This is a genomic window from Methylorubrum podarium (genome assembly GCF_022179745.1).
Taxonomy (GTDB): domain Bacteria; phylum Pseudomonadota; class Alphaproteobacteria; order Rhizobiales; family Beijerinckiaceae; genus Methylobacterium; species Methylobacterium podarium.
Map to the genome: position 1 here is coordinate 1 of NZ_BPRD01000361.1, position 16,004 is coordinate 16,004.

At 71.4% G+C, this 16,004-nt stretch carries 15 protein-coding genes; 8 read left to right on the forward strand and 7 right to left on the reverse strand.

The annotated features are described in order from the left end of the window. Positions 1 to 70 precede the first annotated feature (70 nt). Positions 71 to 1,483, reverse strand: a complete 1,413-nt coding sequence (locus MFF42_RS17670) for a murein hydrolase activator EnvC family protein (RefSeq protein WP_238256918.1) — start codon at positions 1,481 to 1,483, stop codon at positions 71 to 73. Then, positions 1,480 to 1,977: a 23S rRNA (pseudouridine(1915)-N(3))-methyltransferase RlmH gene (gene rlmH, locus MFF42_RS17675; protein WP_238256919.1), complete on the reverse strand. Its 498-nt coding sequence runs from the start codon at positions 1,975 to 1,977 to the stop codon at positions 1,480 to 1,482. The genes MFF42_RS17670 and rlmH overlap by 4 nt, the downstream gene beginning before the upstream one ends. Positions 1,978 to 2,232: 255 nt before the next feature. Here rlmH and MFF42_RS17680 point away from each other — a divergent pair, with 255 nt between their 5' ends. Together MFF42_RS17680 and MFF42_RS17685 are read left to right on the forward strand one after the other, a co-directional pair. Continuing rightward, a complete protein-coding gene (locus tag MFF42_RS17680) occupies positions 2,233 to 3,543 on the forward strand; it encodes an MFS transporter (protein WP_238256920.1) in 1,311 nt (436 codons plus the stop codon). Positions 3,544 to 3,824: 281 nt separating this feature from the next. Further along, complete coding sequence (locus MFF42_RS17685) at positions 3,825 to 5,768, forward strand: putative bifunctional diguanylate cyclase/phosphodiesterase (RefSeq protein ID WP_238256921.1); 1,944 nt, start codon at positions 3,825 to 3,827, stop codon at positions 5,766 to 5,768. Between the two features lie 28 nt (positions 5,769 to 5,796). Here MFF42_RS17685 and MFF42_RS17690 read toward each other — a convergent pair whose 3' ends face one another. After that, the gene (locus MFF42_RS17690; protein ID WP_238256922.1) at positions 5,797 to 6,423 is read right to left on the reverse strand and encodes a 2-hydroxychromene-2-carboxylate isomerase; all 627 of its coding nucleotides are present in this window, start codon (positions 6,421 to 6,423) and stop codon (positions 5,797 to 5,799) included. A 174-nt stretch (positions 6,424 to 6,597) separates the two neighbouring features. On the opposite strand from MFF42_RS17690, the gene MFF42_RS17695 reads away from it, so the two are divergent. Then, the gene (locus tag MFF42_RS17695) at positions 6,598 to 7,839 is read left to right on the forward strand and encodes an argininosuccinate synthase (protein ID WP_238256923.1); all 1,242 of its coding nucleotides are present in this window, start codon (positions 6,598 to 6,600) and stop codon (positions 7,837 to 7,839) included. Positions 7,840 to 7,849: 10 nt separating this feature from the next. Here the strand turns inward: MFF42_RS17695 and MFF42_RS17700 are convergent, their stop codons facing one another. The 3 genes from MFF42_RS17700 to gph form a co-directional block, all read right to left on the reverse strand. Next, positions 7,850 to 8,845 carry a DUF4424 family protein gene (locus MFF42_RS17700; RefSeq protein ID WP_238256924.1) on the reverse strand — a complete coding sequence of 332 codons (996 nt, stop codon included), beginning with the start codon at positions 8,843 to 8,845 and terminating at the stop codon, positions 7,850 to 7,852. Positions 8,846 to 8,885: 40 nt separating this feature from the next. Further along, entirely contained in the window at positions 8,886 to 9,551 is a 666-nt protein-coding gene (locus tag MFF42_RS17705; protein ID WP_238256925.1) for a hypothetical protein, read from the reverse strand. A 100-nt stretch (positions 9,552 to 9,651) separates the two neighbouring features. Continuing rightward, positions 9,652 to 10,353, reverse strand: coding sequence for a phosphoglycolate phosphatase (gph, locus tag MFF42_RS17710; protein ID WP_238256926.1), 702 nt, complete (start codon positions 10,351 to 10,353; stop codon positions 9,652 to 9,654). A 183-nt stretch (positions 10,354 to 10,536) separates the two neighbouring features. On the opposite strand from gph, the gene MFF42_RS17715 reads away from it, so the two are divergent. The 5 genes from MFF42_RS17715 to gorA all read left to right on the forward strand — a co-directional run bounded on the left by MFF42_RS17715 (position 10,537) and on the right by gorA (position 15,166). Beyond that, positions 10,537 to 11,031, forward strand: coding sequence for a hypothetical protein (locus MFF42_RS17715; RefSeq protein ID WP_238256927.1), 495 nt, complete (start codon positions 10,537 to 10,539; stop codon positions 11,029 to 11,031). A gap of 163 nt (positions 11,032 to 11,194) precedes the next feature. Continuing rightward, entirely contained in the window at positions 11,195 to 11,905 is a 711-nt protein-coding gene (gene rpiA / locus MFF42_RS17720) for a ribose-5-phosphate isomerase RpiA (RefSeq protein ID WP_238256928.1), read from the forward strand. A 41-nt stretch (positions 11,906 to 11,946) separates the two neighbouring features. Then, positions 11,947 to 12,543 carry a DUF2059 domain-containing protein gene (locus MFF42_RS17725; protein WP_238256929.1) on the forward strand — a complete coding sequence of 199 codons (597 nt, stop codon included), beginning with the start codon at positions 11,947 to 11,949 and terminating at the stop codon, positions 12,541 to 12,543. A gap of 68 nt (positions 12,544 to 12,611) precedes the next feature. Further along, positions 12,612 to 13,769: an O-antigen ligase family protein gene (locus MFF42_RS17730; protein ID WP_238256932.1), complete on the forward strand. Its 1,158-nt coding sequence runs from the start codon at positions 12,612 to 12,614 to the stop codon at positions 13,767 to 13,769. Next, the gene (gene gorA / locus MFF42_RS17735) at positions 13,766 to 15,166 is read left to right on the forward strand and encodes a glutathione-disulfide reductase (protein WP_238256930.1); all 1,401 of its coding nucleotides are present in this window, start codon (positions 13,766 to 13,768) and stop codon (positions 15,164 to 15,166) included. The genes MFF42_RS17730 and gorA overlap by 4 nt, the downstream gene beginning before the upstream one ends. A gap of 86 nt (positions 15,167 to 15,252) precedes the next feature. On the opposite strand, the gene MFF42_RS17740 is transcribed toward gorA, so the two are convergent. Next, positions 15,253 to 16,004, reverse strand: a 752-nt coding sequence (locus MFF42_RS17740) for a YfdX family protein (protein WP_238256931.1), incomplete at its 5' end; no start/stop codon positions are given.

Genomic DNA, 16,004 nt, shown 5'->3' on the forward strand with positions numbered 1-16,004 from the left:
GTCTGGGTCGACAGGGCCGAGGCGCCGATGCCGAGGGCCGCGCCGAGCAACACGAGGGACACTTTGCGCATTATCCGCGAACCTTCTCGCTGGAACTTCTCGCCCACCACGGCTCCGGATCGATGGAGCCGCCGTCTTTCCTGAACTCGACGTACAGGACGGGATCACTGCGATCATCGTCCCTCTGTGACGCAGCCTGCGTCACGTTCGACGGCGTGCTTGCCGGGGTGCCGCTGCCCTCGCCCATCACGGCCACCGGTTCGCCCGCCAGCACGAACTGGCCGACCTCGACGTTGATCTGATCCATCCCCGCGAGCAAGAGATAGTAGCCGTCGCCCGCATTGATGATCAAGAGTCGGCCGTAGGAACGGAAGGGCCCGGCGAAGGAGACCCATCCGTCCGCGGGAGAGGAGACGACCGACTTGGCGCGCGTCCGCAGCGAGATGCCTCGGGTGGTGCCGCCCTGTCCGTCCGGCTGGTTGAACCCGCGCACCAGTGTGCCGCTCACCGGCCTGGGCAGATCGCCGCGGGCCTCGACGAACTTCACCTTGGGCGCGAGTCGCGCCGGATCGCGGGCGCCGGCGGCGGCGAACTTTTCCTGGATCGCCCGCTGCTCCCGCTCCGCGGCGGCGCGGACCTCGTCGGCGGCCCGGCGGGCGCTCGACAATTCGCCCTCCATCCGGTCCACGAGATCCTTGAGCGATTTCGCCTGGGCGCCGAGTTCGGCGCTCTTCTGGCGCTCGGCGGTGAGGCTCGATTCGACCTCCGCCTGTCGGAGCCGGCGGGCGGCGATCAGCGCGTCGAGGCGCTGGCGCTCGGCGCCCCAGCCCGCGAGATCCTTCTTCAGCGCCTCGCGGTCGGCGGCGATGAGGCCGCGCACCCGCACCAGTTCGGCGAGGTCGCCGGCGAGCGTATCGGCCTCGCCGCGCAGCTCCGGCACCACGGCGCCGAGCATCATCGAGGTGCGAATCGCCGCGAGCACGTCCTCGGGCCGCACCAGCACGGCGGGGGGCGGGCGCCGGCCCATGCGCTGGAGCGCGGCCATGATCTCGGCGATGACCGCGCGGCGCGCCTCCAGCGATTTGCGGATCGCCGCGTCGCTGTCGGTGAGCGCGCGCAGGCGCTCCTCCAGCCGGTTCATCCGGTCCTCGGTCGCCTGCGCCTGGCGACCGGCATCGAGCAGGGCGGCGCTGAGCTTGGTCCGGTCGGAGCCGATCGCGGCGATCTCGGCCTCCAGCGCCGTCCGGCTGCTGGTGCTCGCCGCCAGCGCATCCTGGATCTGCTTGAGGTTCTGGGCGCGCCGGTCCCGCTCCTCCTGCGTGCGCCGCGTCGTCTCCGGATCGGGCGTCGTCTGCGCGCGCACGGGTTCCGCGAGGCCGCCCGCAAGTCCGCCCGCAAGCCAGGCGAGGGCCATCAGCAGGGCGGCGGGCTTGGACGCCGGGTACGTCGCGGGCCTGGAATCGGCGGTCACAGGTGGTCTCATGCCTCGGGATCGCCCCGATGATAGGGGTGCCCGGCCAGGATGGTCAGCGCCCGGTAGGTCTGCTCGAGGACGAGCACGCGCACCAGGCCGTGCGGCAGTGTCGCCGCTCCGAAGGCGAGAATATGGTCGGCGCGCCCGCGCACGCTCTCGTGAAGGCCGTCGGCCCCGCCGATCACCAGGACGAGGCTGCCGCGCCCCGCGTCGCGCCAGGCCCCGATCCGGTCCGCGATGCGCTCGCTCGGCCAGTCCGAGCGGCCGCGCTCGTCGCAGGCGATCACCGCCGCGTCCGCCGGCACCAGGGCCAGGATCGCCGCCGCCTCCTCGGCGACGCGGTCGGCGGCGCGGCGGGCGCGGGATTCGGGGATCTCGGCGAGGTCGCAGGCGGTGACCCCGAGGCTTTTTCCGAGCGCGACGGCGCGCTCGCGGTAGCGGGCGGCGAGATCCCGCTCCGGCCCGTTCTTCAGGCGGCCGATGGCGACGACGAGCAGGCGCAAGGGGCGTGAACGATCCCGAAAGGCGAGGTGCCGGCGCCCGATAGCACGATCGGACCGGGGACCGGGAGCCGGCCGGATCGAGAAAAGGGGGCCGGCGAGACGGATCGCGCATCGGAAGCCCGACCCGGCCGGGGTGGCGGCGCGGCGGCGGCGACCTACCTGCCGCCCTCACCGACGACCCCTGCGACTCTCGCGCCCCAGCCCGGACCCGGCCACCCGCGCCGCAAAAGTCCGGGACTTCACGACAGGATGACGATGCCCTCGCCCGCCAGCGCCGCGCCGCCGCGCCTCGACCGCAAGGCCGTGGGCGCCGTCGTGCTCGGCAATGCCCTCGAATTCTACGACTTCACGATCTACGCCTTCTTCGCGAAATCGATCGGCGCGACCTTCTTCCCCTCGGACAGCCCGACCGACAGCCTGCTCGCCTCGCTCGCCCTGTTCGGCATCGGCTACGTGATGCGGCCCGTGGGCGGCGTGCTGATCGGCGCCTTCGCCGACCGGGCCGGCCGCAAGCCGGCGATGCTGATCACCATCGCCCTGATGGCCGTCGGCATGCTGATGCTCGCGGCCTGCCCCGGCACGGCGGTGATCGGCGGCTGGGCGCAGGTGATCGTGATCGCCGGCCGGCTGATCCAGGGGCTGGCGCTCGGCGGCGAGGTCGGGCCTTCCACCGCCTTCCTGATCGAGGCGGCGCCGGCCCGCCACCGCGGCTTCGTCGCGAGCTGGCAGATCGCGAGCCAGGGCTGCGCGGCGCTGTTCGCCGGCCTCTTCGCCACCGTGCTGACCCTGGTGCTCGGCGATGCGGCCATGGCCGATTGGGGCTGGCGCCTGATGTTCGGCCTCGGCCTCCTCGTCGTGCCGGTCGGCCTCGTGATCCGCAGCCACCTGCCCGAGACGGCGGGCGAGGGGCACGACCCGGCCGCCGCCGCCTCGACGGGCGCGGTGCTCGGCCGGCTGCTGCGCCGGCACGGGCGGATGCTCGGCCTCACCTTCCTCGTCATCGCCGCCTCCACCGTCTCGAACGCGGTGGGCACCAACATGCCGGTCTATGCCGGGGCGACGCTCGGCCTCTCGGAGATGGCGGCCAACGCCGTGCCGATCGCGCTGGGGCTGGCCTCGGTGATCTTTCCGCTCCTCGGGGGCTGGCTCGCCGACCGGTTCGGGCGGCGCCCGGTGATGGTCTGGCCGCGGGCGCTGATCCTCGTGCTGGCCGTGCCGGCCTTCCTGTGGATGCTGCGCGCGCCGAGCGCGCTGAACGTCTACGCCGTCACCTTCCTGCTCTCGGCCCTGTCCTCGATCAACGCGGCGGCGATCATCGTCGCCATCCCCGAGGCGCTGCCGCGGGCGGTGCGCAGCGCCGGGCTCTCCATCGTCTACGCGCTGTCGGTCTCGATCTTCGGCGGCAGCACGAACTACGTCGTGAACTGGCTGATCGCCGCGACCGGCGACCGGATGGCGCCGGCCTACTACCTCGCCGCCTTCAGCCTCGTCGGCACCGTCGCCGCCCTGCTGCTGCCGGAGACGCGGGGCCGTGACATCCATGTCGACACAGCGACGCGCGGCTGAGCCCTCACGCCTCCCATGGTTGCGGAACGGGTGCCGACGGCCGGCGGCGCGGACGGGCATTCCGATTCGATATTCAAGACGACGCTCCCGGCGACGCTGCAGGATCCTGCGCGGGCGAGAATAGATGACGCTGCCGATCGATCGCCCGAGGCCCGCCCGGTCGCGGATCGTGTCTTTTCGGTGCAATGAATTCTTAGGAGGTCCCAGACCTATTACATCATCCGGCAAGGATACACGCGAAACGTGCTGGCGGCTCGGCGTCCTGTGTGTGGTAACATGCGATGAGATTGATCCGGGGGCGGCGAGAGCTGCTGAGCGGCATCGTTCCGCAATATACCGATCCGGAGGCTTGCACCCGTCAGCTTCTGGAGTTGCAGAAGCAGGTTCCGTCCCTCTACGCGCTGCTCTCCGTCAATGCCTGCGCGCTCGCCTACACCCACTACGCCCTCGCTCCGGCCTGGCTGACGGTCGGTTTGCCCGGCCTCATGATCGCGCTCTGCGCGATGCGCGCCGTGCACTGGTGGCGCCTGCGCCCGGAGGACATTCCCTGGGCCGCGGCCCTGAGGCGGCTGCGCAGCACGAGCCTCCTCACCGTCCTGTTCTCGGCCTTCTTCGTCGGCTGGGCGATGACGCTCAACGGCTATGGCGGCCCGTTCGAGCAGGGTCACGTCGCGATCTTCGTCGCGATAACCGTCATCGCCTGCATCTTCTGCCTGACGCACCTGCCGGCCGCGGCCCTTCTGGTGACGGTCATCGTCATCGGCGGCTTCTCGATCTACTGCTTCACCAGCGGCAACAGCGTCTTCATCGCGATCGCGCTCAACACGGCCTTCGTCACCGTGGTGATGGTGCGCATCCTCACCAACAACTTCCTGGCCTTCCTGCAGCTGATCGCGTCCAAGGCCGAGGCGCAGCGGCTCAGCGAGGAGAACCGGCGCCTGGCCCATACCGACAGCCTGACCGGGCTGCCCAACCGGCGCTCCTTCTTCCAGCGCCTCGATGCCGCGATCGCCGCCTCGGACGGCCGCAACGCCGCCTTCGCCCTCGCGATCTTCGATCTCGACCGCTTCAAGCCGATCAACGACACCTTCGGCCACAAAGCCGGGGACCGGGTGCTGGAGGAGACCGGGCGCCGGCTCGCAACCTTCGCCGCGGACGGCGTGACGATCGCGCGCCTCGGCGGCGACGAGTTCGGCGTGCTGATCCACGCGGCCGCGTGCCCCGACGCGGTGGTGGCGCTGTGCAATCGCATCTGCGCGGCGCTGCGCGCGCCGATCTCGCTCGGCGAAACGCATGTCGTGCCGGGATGCTCCGGCGGCCTCGCGCTGTATCCCAGCGCCAGCCGCGCCGCGGATGCGCTCTTCGACCGGGCCGACTACGCGCTCTACCATTCCAAGGAGCGCAAGCGCGGTTCCACGACGCTGTTCTCGCAGGAGCACGAGGACGCGATCCGGGCCGAGCGGGCGGTCGAGTCGGCGCTGCAGAGCGCGGATCTCACCGCCGAGATGGAGATGCACTACCAGCCGATCCTCGATACGACGACGGATCGGATCACGACGGTCGAGGCGCTGGCGCGCTGGACCAGCCCGAAGCTCGGCCGCGTGCCGCCCGACCGCTTCATCGCCGTGGCGGAGCGCTGCGGCATGATCCACTCGGTGACGCTGCTGCTCCTGCGCAAGGCGCTCGCCGACGCGGCCCGGCTCCCGGCCGAGATCGGCCTGTCGTTCAACCTCTCCTCGCACGACCTCGCCTCGCCGGAGACCGTCCTCGCCATCCTCGCCGCCGTCCGGCAGAGCGGGCTCGATCCCCGGCGGATCACGCTGGAGCTGACGGAGACGGCGCTGATGCGCGACTTCGAGGGCGCGCAGCAGGCGATCACGCTCCTGCGCGCGCTGGGCATCGCGATCGCGCTCGACGATTTCGGAACGGGCTATTCGAGCCTCAACTACGTTCACCGCCTGCCGCTCGACCGGATCAAGATCGACCGCGGCTTCATGGCCGACGTCGAAACCGATCTCGGCCGCAGGGTCGTGAGCACCATTCTCGACCTGTGCCAGAATCTCGGGCTCGACGGCATCGCCGAGGGGATCGAGACCAGGGAGCAGCTGAACGCCGTGCGCCGCCACGGCTGCCGCTACGTGCAGGGCTACCTGATCGGCAGGCCGCGGCCGATGACGGAGCTGCTCGAGAGTCTCGCAACACCGATTCAGCCGATCGCCGTCTGAAGGCTCGCCGGGCTTCGGCCCGGTCCCCTCACCGCAACCCGTCGGGCCGGTCGCCGGCGGCCCAGGCGAGGGCCTGCTCCAGGCGGTCGTTGCCCCAGAACAGCTCGCCGTCGCCGGTGAGGAAGCTCGGCGCGCCGTAGATGCCGCGGGAGCGGGCCTCCTCGCCGACGACCTTCAGGCGGCTCTTGTTGGTCTCCGAGGCGGCCGCCTTGAGGATCTGGGTTCCGTCGAGGCCGAGCGAATCGAGGATGCGCCCCACCGCCGCCGGCTCGGCGATGGAGCCGCCCCTGGCGAAGCTCGTCTCGAACACCGCCTTGGAGAACGGCACCAGCCAGTCCTGGTCGGCGCCGTAGGTCGCCACGCGCACCGCGCTCAGGGAATTCTGGGGGAAGGGGTTGGGGCGGGTGACCGGCGGCAGCCCGAGCCGGGCGGCCTCGCGGTCGAGGTCGCGCCACATGTTGCGGCCCTTGGCCGGGAAGAGGTTGAACGGCGAGTTGTTCCAGCCCTGCGTCGCGAAGATCGGCCCGAGCAGGAACGGCCGCCAGCGCAGTTCCACGTCGGCCGCCTCGGCCAGCGCCTCGATGCGCATGGCCGAGAGGTAGGAATAGGTCGAGGCGAACTCGTACCAGAATTCCAGGGTCGGTCGCCGCGGCATTCGTCGGTTCTCCGGTCGTCACGCCCGTCCCGCCGGCACCCCGTCCCGCGTCGGCGGCGACGCTCCGGGGCAGCTGGGATCGGAAACGAGGCAACGGGCATGCCGCCCCGCCGGTTGCGCGCCGCGCGTCTCCGCTGTTAATCCGCCAGCACCCTGTTGCCCGAGCCCGACACCATGTCCGACGCCCGCCTGAACAAATCCGTCAAGAAGGTCGTTCTCGCCTATTCCGGCGGACTCGACACCTCGATCATCCTGAAGTGGCTTCAGACCACCTACGGCTGCGAGGTCGTCACCTTCACCGCCGATCTCGGCCAGGGCGAGGAGCTGGACCCGGCGCGCCGCAAGGCCGAGCTTCTCGGCATCAAACCGGAAAACATCTTTATCGAAGACCTGCGCGAGGAATTCGTCCGCGACTACGTCTTCCCGATGTTCCGGGCCAACGCCGTCTACGAGGGCGTCTACCTGCTGGGCACCTCGATCGCCCGGCCGCTCATCGCCAAGAAGCAGATCGAGATCGCCGAGCGGGTCGGCGCCGACGCGGTCTGCCACGGCGCCACCGGCAAGGGCAACGACCAGGTCCGGTTCGAGCTCGGCTACTACGCGCTCAAGCCCGACGTGACGGTGATCGCCCCCTGGCGCGAGTGGGACCTGCGCTCGCGCGAGCAGCTCATCGCCTTCGCCGAGCAGCATCAGATCCCGATCGCCAAGGACAAGCGCGGCGAGAGCCCGTTCTCGGTCGACGCCAACCTCCTGCACGCCTCCTCCGAGGGCAAGGTGCTGGAGGATCCCGCCGTCGAGGTGCCGGACTACGTCTATTCGCGCACGCTCTCGCCCGAGGAAGCGCCGGACCAGCCGACCGTCGTCACCATCGGCTTCGAGCGGGGCGACGCGGTCTCGATCGACGGCGAGCGGCTCTCGCCCGCGAGCCTGCTCGCCAGGCTGAACGAACTGGGACGGGCCAACGGCATCGGCCGGCTCGACCTCGTCGAGAACCGTTTCGTCGGCATGAAGAGCCGCGGCATGTACGAGACGCCCGGCGGCACCATCCTGCTGCCGGCCCACCGCGCCATCGAGTCGATCACGCTGGATCGCGGCGCGGCCCATCTCAAGGACCAGCTCATGCCGCAATACGCGGAGCTGATCTACAACGGCTTCTGGTTCTCGCCGGAGCGCGAGATGCTCCAGGCTCTCATCGACAAGAGCCAGGAGAAGGTCACCGGCGAGGTGCGGCTCAAGCTCTACAAGGGCGGCGTCCACGTCATCGGCCGGACGAGCCCGCACTCGCTCTACGACCAGGACCTCGTCACCTTCGAGGAGGGCGCAGTCGCCTACGACCACCGGGATGCCGCGGGCTTCATCAAGCTCAACGCCCTGCGGCTGCGCACGCTCGCGCAGCGGAAGAAGCGCGAGGGCTGAGCCCCTCGCCTCAGCGATCCCCGAAAAAGGCGGGATCGTTCGAGACGAGCAGCACGCGCAGGTCGGAATCCGGCACGTAGTCGCGGGCTTCCCAGACGAAGGTGGTCGGACCCGTCTTGCGCACGCCCTGCCGGCAGAAGCTGACCAGGGCATCCGCGCGCCCCTTGTCCACGGTCAGGGTGAAGCGGCCGATGCGCCCGGCCCAGTTCCGAGCGGTGGTGACGATGTAGGGCACCTCGAAGGCGCGGGTGTAGCCCTCCGGCTTCGCCCCGGCGAGGCGCCGGATGCCGGCAAGGCCGGCCTCGTCGAGGCAGTAGCGCGCACGGAAGTCGCGCGCCGCGGCCTCCTTGGGCGCGAGGAACCAGTTGCCGGCGACCGGCGCGTAGCTGTGGGAGATCCGCAGCTCCGCGTCCGCCGGGAAGGTCTGCTCCCAGTGGAACTTCGCCTCGCCGCGCCACTGCGCGCCGGCGTCCGGGCTCGGCTCGGACAGCAGGCCGGCCTTGTGCAGGGCGTCGAGATCGGCGGGCGAGAGCCGCTTGAGCGCGGTCTCCAATTCCTCGCGCCGCAGGGGATTGAGCGGCAGCCCGTGCCGCCTGAGGCGCTCCGTCACCTCCTGTGCGCCGAGGAAGGCGCGCTCCTCCAGGGCCGGCTCGATCACCTTGCCGTCGGCCTTGACCGTGAAGCCGACGAAGTTGGCGCTCCCCCGCACGGGCAGCGAGAGGGCGCTGAACGAGAATTCGGCCCCGTCGATCGGCGGCAGCGGGAAGGCGAGGCGCAGGGTGCGCGGCGCCGTCGAGCGGTTGCGGAAGACGTAATCGACGTCGATGCGGTCGATGGCGATGCGAAGGTCCTCGCTCGCCAGTTCGATCTCGCCATCGCGCACCAGGACGAGACCGCCCGTATCGAGGGTCGCCGCGCTGTCGTTCGCCCGGGCCGGGGAGGCCGGCGATGCCAACGCCAGCATGAGGGTGCCCGGCACCATCCCAGCTGCCCATCCGCGCGCCATCGGCCTCTCCCTGTCGGAACGTGTCACGGCCCTGCCGCCGTCAGGCCGGCTCCCAGCCGATCGTGCCCTCGGGCTGCCGGAAGAGCCCCGGTCCGAGATCGCCGTATCGCAGAAAGATCTGCATCGCCGGCTGCATCTCGCGGTGCAGGCGCTCGAGGCGGTTCTCCTGCTCGTCGGTCAGGATCGCCCGGCCCTCCGCGTCCGTCGCAGGCGGCTCGCCGAGATGGACCGCCATCTCCACCGTGTACCAGGTCATGGCGCCGTAGGGCCGCTTCGGATCGACGCTCGGCACGTCGTACGCGTCGTCCCATTCGAGGCTCAGCTGCGGCAGCAGCCGCAGATGCTCCTCGGTCACCTCGAAGGTGATGTGCTCGGGCGTCTCGCCGGTGGCCTCGTCGCGGAACACGTCGAAGACGTCCGCCGGCGCGAGCTTGGCGAGCGGGTTGTGGTACTGGTAGCGGCCGGGCTTCAGCGTGGCGTTCCGCAGGAACACGGCGAGCGCGTCGCCCATCGCCCGGTGTTCCTCGTCGGCGCCCTCGTCGTCGCCGGTGACGTTGAAGATGTCGCCGTCGCGGTCGGTGCTGCCGTAGGGTGCGTCCGGATGGATCATCGGCGCGCCGGCCTCCGCCCCGTTCCAGGCCACGACCATGCGCCGGATCAGCGCGATGCGCTCCAGCGTCAGGTCGAAGGTTGCCGTCTCGCTCATGTCGCCGGTCTGCCTCTCGCGCCCCACGGGGCGGTCGAGGGCCCCGTCGCATGGCTCAGTGGCCCAGCGCCCGCGCGGGTGCAAGCCGCGCGACCTCGTTTCAGGCGGCGGGCTTCACGGTCTCGCGGGCGAGGAGGGCGTCGACCGCCTCGGGCAGGGCGTCGAAATGCTCGATGATCCAGTCGGGCGCGAGGTCGCGCATCGGCACGGGGGTGTAGCCGAAGGTCACGCCGACCACCGGGATGCCGGCGGCCTTGGCGGCGGCGACGTCGGCCTTGGAATCGCCGACCATCACGCAGCGATGCGGGTCACCGCCGGCGCGCTCGACCGTCAGGGTGATGTGGCGCGGGTCGGGCTTCGAGAAGGCGAAGGTGTCCTTGCCGACGATGGTGCGGAAGCGGTGCCCGATGCCGAGCGCATCGAGCAGCGCCACCGCGTGGGACTCGACCTTGTTGGTGCAGATCGCGAGGCGGAAGCCCGCCGCCTCCAGCCGGTCGAGCGCCGCGACCACGCCGGGGAAGAGGTACGAATTGTCGGTGAGATGGTCGCCGTAATAGGCGAGGAAGTCGTGGAACAGCCCCTCCAGCCGCTCCGGCGTCAGGCTCGCGCCGGCGACCGTGAAGCCGCGCTGGATCAGGGCGCGCGCGCCCGCGCCGAGCAGGTCGCGGGCCTGTTCGAGGGGAAGCGGCGCGTGGCCCTCGCGGGCGAGGATGACGTTGAGGGTGCCGATCAGGTCGCCCGCGGTCTCGGCGAGGGTGCCGTCGAGATCGAACACGACGATCGGGGAACTGTTCACGGTCATCGGTGTCCCGGTGCGTTTCAGTGTCAAGCTGGCTAGCGGTCGTGTCCCTTACGATCAACCCTAGCGGTTGATGGGCGGTTAGCGCGGATCATCGGTGTTGCCTCTCTGCCCAAGCTCCGCCACGGAGCGCGTGCTTGATCGCGCTCGCCGGTGATTCGCCGTTTCGCTCTCCGCAACAAGACGATGTCCCGCCCCATGCGTTCCCTTCCGCGCCTCTCCGCTTGCCTGCTCGTCCCGGTCCTGGCTTTCCTGCCGCGGGCGGCCGAGGCCGCCGGCCCCTACGAATTCGTGGCCGCGCCCGCGGTCGATCTGAACCGGATCTACCGGATCGACCGCGCCAGCGGCGAGGTCACCTCCTGCCAGTACGGCCTGCGCGACGACAGCGTCGGCGTCACGCTCTGCTTCGCCGCCGGCGAGGGTGCCGGCCCCCAGACGCCGGGCGAGTACGGCCTGATCGCCTCGCGCCACGCCCGTGAATCGGGGATCTACCGGGTCAACTACCGGACGGGGGAAACCAGCGCCTGCTACGTGCAGATCCGTCAGGAACTCGTGGTCTGCACCGAGCAGGCCGGCCCGCCGCCCGCCGGAACGGCGAGCGGGGCGGGCGCTGCCGCGACGGGGCCGGCCCCCGGCCGCGCCGGCCCGAGCGCCACGCCGCCGCAGGGGACGCGTCCCTGACGGCCGACGGGAGGGCCGCCGGACGACCTTCAACCGGGACCCGTCGTGCTGCCATTCGTCCGGCTTTTGCCGCGGCGGGGAGGCGTGCTAGGGCCTGCCTCCCCACCCGCCCCAGATTCGACGGTCCGAGAGCCCCGATGAAATCGCTTCCCGAGGTCGTTTCGTGAGCGCGCCGGACCTGAAGCGGGCGGCCGCCGAGCGCGCGATCCCCCTGGTCGAGGACGGGATGCGCCTCGGCATCGGCACGGGCAGCACGGCTGCCGCCTTCATCGCGCTGCTCGGCGAGCGCGTGCGCGCGGGCCTGTCCGTCACCGGCGTGCCGACCTCGGAGGCGACTCGCATCGCCTGCGAGCGCGAGGGCATCCCGCTCGCGACACTCGAGGAATTGCCCGAACTCGACCTCACCATCGACGGGGCCGACGAGGTCGACGGGAACCTGCGCCTGATCAAGGGCGGCGGCGCCGCCCTGCTGCGCGAGAAGATCGTCGCCGTGGCAAGCCGCCGGATGGTGGTGATCGCCGACGCGGGCAAGCGGGTCGAGACGCTCGGCGCCTTCCCTCTGCCGGTCGAGGTGAACCTGTTCGGCATCGGCGCCACCCTCCGCGCCGTCGAGGCGGCGGTGGCGCAGTCCGGCTGCGGGGGCGAGATCGTCCGCCGCCACGACGCGTCCGGCGCGCCCCTCCTCACCGATGGCGGCCACGCCATCCTCGACCTGCGTCTCGGCCGGATCCCCGATCCGGAGGCTTTGTCCGCCCGGCTCTGGGCGGTGCCGGGCGTGGTCGAGCACGGCCTGTTCCTCGGCATCGCCGACGCGGCCATCCTCGCCGCCGCGGACGGCGAGGCGGCGGCCGTCAGCGTTCTCGGCCGCCTCTGACGCCCGGCCCTCATCCTTCCTCTCCTCGGAGCTTCTCCCGCATGGTCCTCCGTCTCGCCGCTCTGGGCGGCCCCTTCCTCGCGGCCCTGCTGTCGCAGGCCGTCCTCGTGCCGGCCGCGCACGCGCAGCAGCCGGCCGCCAAGCCCCCGGCCGCTTCCCCGAAGCCGACCGCGAAACCCGGCACGCCCCCGCCGCCGGCCCCGGCCCCGGAGCCGGAGATCAGCCCGTCTCATCTCGCGCTCGCCCGCGAGGTGATGATGAGCTCGGGCATCGCCCGCTCGTTCGACTCGATCATCCCGACCATGGCCGAGCAGATCCGCAAGAACGCGGTGACGCGGCCCGACCTCGCCAAGGATCTGGACGAGGTGCTGAAGGGGCTCGACCCCGAGATGGAGTTGCAGAAGCAGCGGCTGATCAACGTCGCCGCGCGCATCTACGCCAAGCGCCTGAGCGAGGCCGAGCTGAAGGACATCGTCACCTTCTTCCGTTCGCCCGCGGGCAAGCGCTACGTCGAGACCCAGCCGCAGATCCTCGACGACATGGTCGGCGCCATGCAGGACTGGACCCAGGAGGTGTCGGAATACATCATGGTCCGCACCCGCGCCGAGATGGGCAAGCGCGGCCACCAGCTCCAGTGATCGCCGGCCCCGCCGCGGCGCCGCGCCTCTACGCCGCCGGCGCCGTCGCCCTGGCCCTGGTGGCGCCGATGATGGCGATCGCCAACCGGTCGAGCCCGCTCGTCGTCGGAATCGGCGCCCTGCTGTTCCTCGCCGGCGCCGTCGCCGAGCAGGGCGGGCGCGCCGTCACGCTCCTGATCGGCCCCCTGCGCACGCCGCTCGGCCTCGCCGCGCTCGCCTTCCTCGGCTGGTGCCTCGCCTCGCTGGCCTGGACCCCGTTTCCCGCGCTGTGGGGACGGGTTTTGTCCGAGTTCCTGCCGACACTCGTCGCCGCGGCCCTCCTCGTCCGTCTCGCGCCGGCCCGGCTGCCGCCCTGGGCGCTGCCGCTCGGGGCGGGCCTGCTCGCGGCCGCCTGCCTCTACATCGCGGGGAGCCTCGTCCTCGATCTCGCGCCGCAGGCTTGGCTCGGGCAGCGCGTCGCCCTGTTCATGTTCAACCGCCCGCTGCTGACGGTGCTGCTGCTCGCCGGGCCGCTCGCCGCCTTCCTCGCCCTGCGCGGCCACCGCCTCGCCGCCGCGGCCCTCCTCGCGGTGGCGGCGCTGGCGATCCTGCGCTCGATCAGCGGCGCGGCCGCCCTCGGGCTGCTCGCGGGCGGCGTGATGTTCGCGGTCGGGCGCCTCCTGCCCAGGCGGATCGCCCTGGCGCTCGCCGCGCTCACCCTCGCGCTCGCCTTCGCCCTGGCCCCGGTGGAGGGCGACATCCTCCACCGGCTGATGCCGGAGGCGGCGCATGAGCGGCTGACCCAGAGTTCGTCGCGGGCGCGGGTCGCCATCGCCCAGAGCTTCGGCGCCGCGGTGGCCCAGGCGCCCTGGATCGGCTCCGGCTACGGCATGGGCCTGCGCTTCGCCGAGGTGCCGGCGGCGGCGGCCCTCGAGCCGGAGATGCGGGCGATGCTGGCCGTCGGCCACCCGCATAACAGCTTCCTGCAGATCTGGTCCGAACTCGGCTTCGTCGGCGCGGGGCTGGCCGCCCTCGTCGCCTTCCTGGCCCTGCGGGCGGCATCGGCCCTGCCGCGGCTCCTGTTCGCCACCGCCCTCGGGTTGCTCGGCGCGGCGGTGGCGGTGATGTTCGTCGAGCACGGCGCGTGGCAGGGGTGGTGGACGGCGGGCTGCGGGGCCGCCATCACATGGCTGCGGGCGGCATCCTGCGCGCGGCCCCCATATGAGAGCGCACGCGAGGGCGCATGAGCGAGACCGAGATGAGCGAGTCCTTCGACGTCGACCTGTTCGTGATCGGCGGCGGCTCGGGGGGCGTGCGGGCGGCCCGCATCGCCGCCGGCCACGGCGCGACAGTGATGCTGGCGGAGGAGTACCGCGTCGGCGGCACCTGCGTGATCCGCGGCTGCGTGCCGAAGAAGCTGATGGTCTATGCCGGCCGCTTCACCGACGAGTTCGAGGACGCTGCCGGTTTCGGCTGGCGCCTGGAGAAGCCGGCCTTCGACTGGTCCGTGCTGAAGCGCTCCCGCGATGCGGAGGTCGCCCGGCTGGAGGGCATCTACGGCCGCAACCTCGCCGGTGCCGGCGTCGAGCTCGTGGCCGACCGGGCGGTGATCGAGGGCCCGCACACGGTGCGCCTCGTCCGCGCGGACCGCACGGTCCGGGCCCGCGTCATCCTGATCGCGACCGGCGCGTCGCCGGTGCGCGAGCCGCTGATCCCCGGCGCCGAGCTTGCCATCGATTCGAACGGCGTGTTCGAGCTGGAGCGCCAGCCCGAGCGCATCCTCGTGGTCGGCGGCGGCTACATCGCCGTCGAGTTCGCGGGCGTCTTCGCCAGCCTCGGCTCGAAGACGACGCTGCTCCACCGCGGAAAGAGCCTGCTGCGCGGCTTCGATCCCGAGATCGCCGAGGCGCTCGGCGAGGCCTATGCCAAGCGGATGGACCTGCGCCTGGAGCAGACCGTCGAGCGCCTCGACCGTGACGGCTCGGCGATCCGCGCGCGCTTGAGCAACGGCGAGAGCCTGACCGTCGATTGCGTGCTGGTGGCGACCGGCCGGCGCCCGAACGTCGCCGGGCTCGGGCTGGAGCGGGTCGGCATCGATCTCGACGCCCGCGGCGCGATCCCCGTCGAGGCGGATTCGCAGACCAAGGTCCCCTCGATCTACGCCGTCGGCGACGTGAACGGCCGCGCGGCGCTCACCCCCGTGGCGATCCGCGAGGGCCACGCCTTCGCCGACACGGTGTTCGGCAAGAAGCGCTGGTGCGTCGATCACCGCCTGATCGCCACCGCCGTGTTCTCCACGCCGGAGATCGGCGTGATCGGCCACAACGAGGACGTGGCCCGCCGCTGCTACGGCGAGATCGACGTCTACAAGGCGAGCTTCCGTCCGATGAAGGCGACGCTCTCGGGCCGCGACGAGCGGGTGATCATGAAGGTTCTGGTGGATCGAGCCAGCGACCGGGTGGTCGGCGTCCACGTGCTCGGGCCGGATGCCGGCGAGATCATCCAGGCCGTCGGCATCGCCGTGACCATGGGCGCGACCAAGGCTGATTTCGACCGCACCATCGCGGTGCATCCGACGCTCGGCGAGGAACTGGTCACGATGCGCACGCCGTTCGTGGTGAAGCATCCGGTCGGCGTCGGGTAGGGCACGGCCGGGCGATCCGGCCGTCGGCGGCGAGCGCGCGCGTCCCGCGCCGGTGCGAGCCGGGACGGGACGCTGCCCTCAATCTGTCAGTTCGTCGACTTGGTGTCGTGCGGCGCGGCGGGGGTCTGCGTGGCCGCCTTGCCGGCCGAATTCGCGGCGGCCTTCGGAACGCCGACCACGTCGATCAGGTCGAACCGCATCCGGTCCTCGGCCGTCTTCAGAAGCGCGTTCGCCTCGTAGTACTTGCCCTGGTCGATCAGGGTGGCGGCCTGGTTCACGTCCGCGGTCGTCTTGTCGAGCGGCAGAACCGCCATGATGAAGTTGACGTCGACATCGGCGACGCGGAGCTTCTCGATGGCGCCCTTCTTGTCGCCCTTCATCAGGCTCTTGTTCGCCTCGGTCACGGCGGACGCCTTCGCGGGCGTGGCCTGGAAGTCTTCCCCGAGCGTGAGCTGCGCATCGACCGGGACCCAGGCGATCTGCCCCGCGCCGGGGGCCGTCTTGTCCGGACTAGTCTGGGCCGGAGCCGACTTGTCGGACGGTGCGGTCGCGGCCTTGCTCGAAGCCGCCAGATCCGCCGGCGTCTTGAGATCGGCTTCCGCCTTGTTGAACACGGCGTCGTCCGCCTTGGCCTTGGCCAGTGCCGTCTTGGCGGCGCCGATCAGGTCCTTGGCCTGGGTGGGGTTGGCATCGAAGATCGCGACGCGGGCGAGATGCATGTCGCGGAAGGCCTGAGCGCCATCCTTCGAAAGCTTGGCGACATCCTTGTCGGCGGCCTTCTGGGCCGGCGTTTCCTGGGTGGCGGTCGGCTTGGTCACCTGATCGGCGGCGAGAGCGG

Excerpts from the sequence above, each read along its gene's own strand:
- MFF42_RS17670 (WP_238256918.1), bottom strand. The coding sequence starts at position 1,483 with ATGAGACCACCTGTGACCGCCGATTCCAGGCCCGCGACGTACCCGGCG.
- MFF42_RS17680 (WP_238256920.1), top strand. The coding sequence starts at position 2,233 with ATGCCCTCGCCCGCCAGCGCCGCGCCGCCGCGCCTCGACCGCAAGGCC.
- MFF42_RS17685 (WP_238256921.1), top strand. The coding sequence starts at position 3,825 with ATGAGATTGATCCGGGGGCGGCGAGAGCTGCTGAGCGGCATCGTTCCG.
- MFF42_RS17690 (WP_238256922.1), bottom strand. The coding sequence starts at position 6,423 with ATGCCGCGGCGACCGACCCTGGAATTCTGGTACGAGTTCGCCTCGACC.
- MFF42_RS17695 (WP_238256923.1), top strand. The coding sequence starts at position 6,598 with ATGTCCGACGCCCGCCTGAACAAATCCGTCAAGAAGGTCGTTCTCGCC.
- MFF42_RS17700 (WP_238256924.1), bottom strand. The coding sequence starts at position 8,845 with ATGGCGCGCGGATGGGCAGCTGGGATGGTGCCGGGCACCCTCATGCTG.
- MFF42_RS17705 (WP_238256925.1), bottom strand. The coding sequence starts at position 9,551 with ATGAGCGAGACGGCAACCTTCGACCTGACGCTGGAGCGCATCGCGCTG.
- gph (WP_238256926.1), bottom strand. The coding sequence starts at position 10,353 with ATGACCGTGAACAGTTCCCCGATCGTCGTGTTCGATCTCGACGGCACC.
- MFF42_RS17715 (WP_238256927.1), top strand. The coding sequence starts at position 10,537 with ATGTCCCGCCCCATGCGTTCCCTTCCGCGCCTCTCCGCTTGCCTGCTC.
- MFF42_RS17725 (WP_238256929.1), top strand. The coding sequence starts at position 11,947 with ATGGTCCTCCGTCTCGCCGCTCTGGGCGGCCCCTTCCTCGCGGCCCTG.
- MFF42_RS17730 (WP_238256932.1), top strand. The coding sequence starts at position 12,612 with ATGATGGCGATCGCCAACCGGTCGAGCCCGCTCGTCGTCGGAATCGGC.
- gorA (WP_238256930.1), top strand. The coding sequence starts at position 13,766 with ATGAGCGAGACCGAGATGAGCGAGTCCTTCGACGTCGACCTGTTCGTG.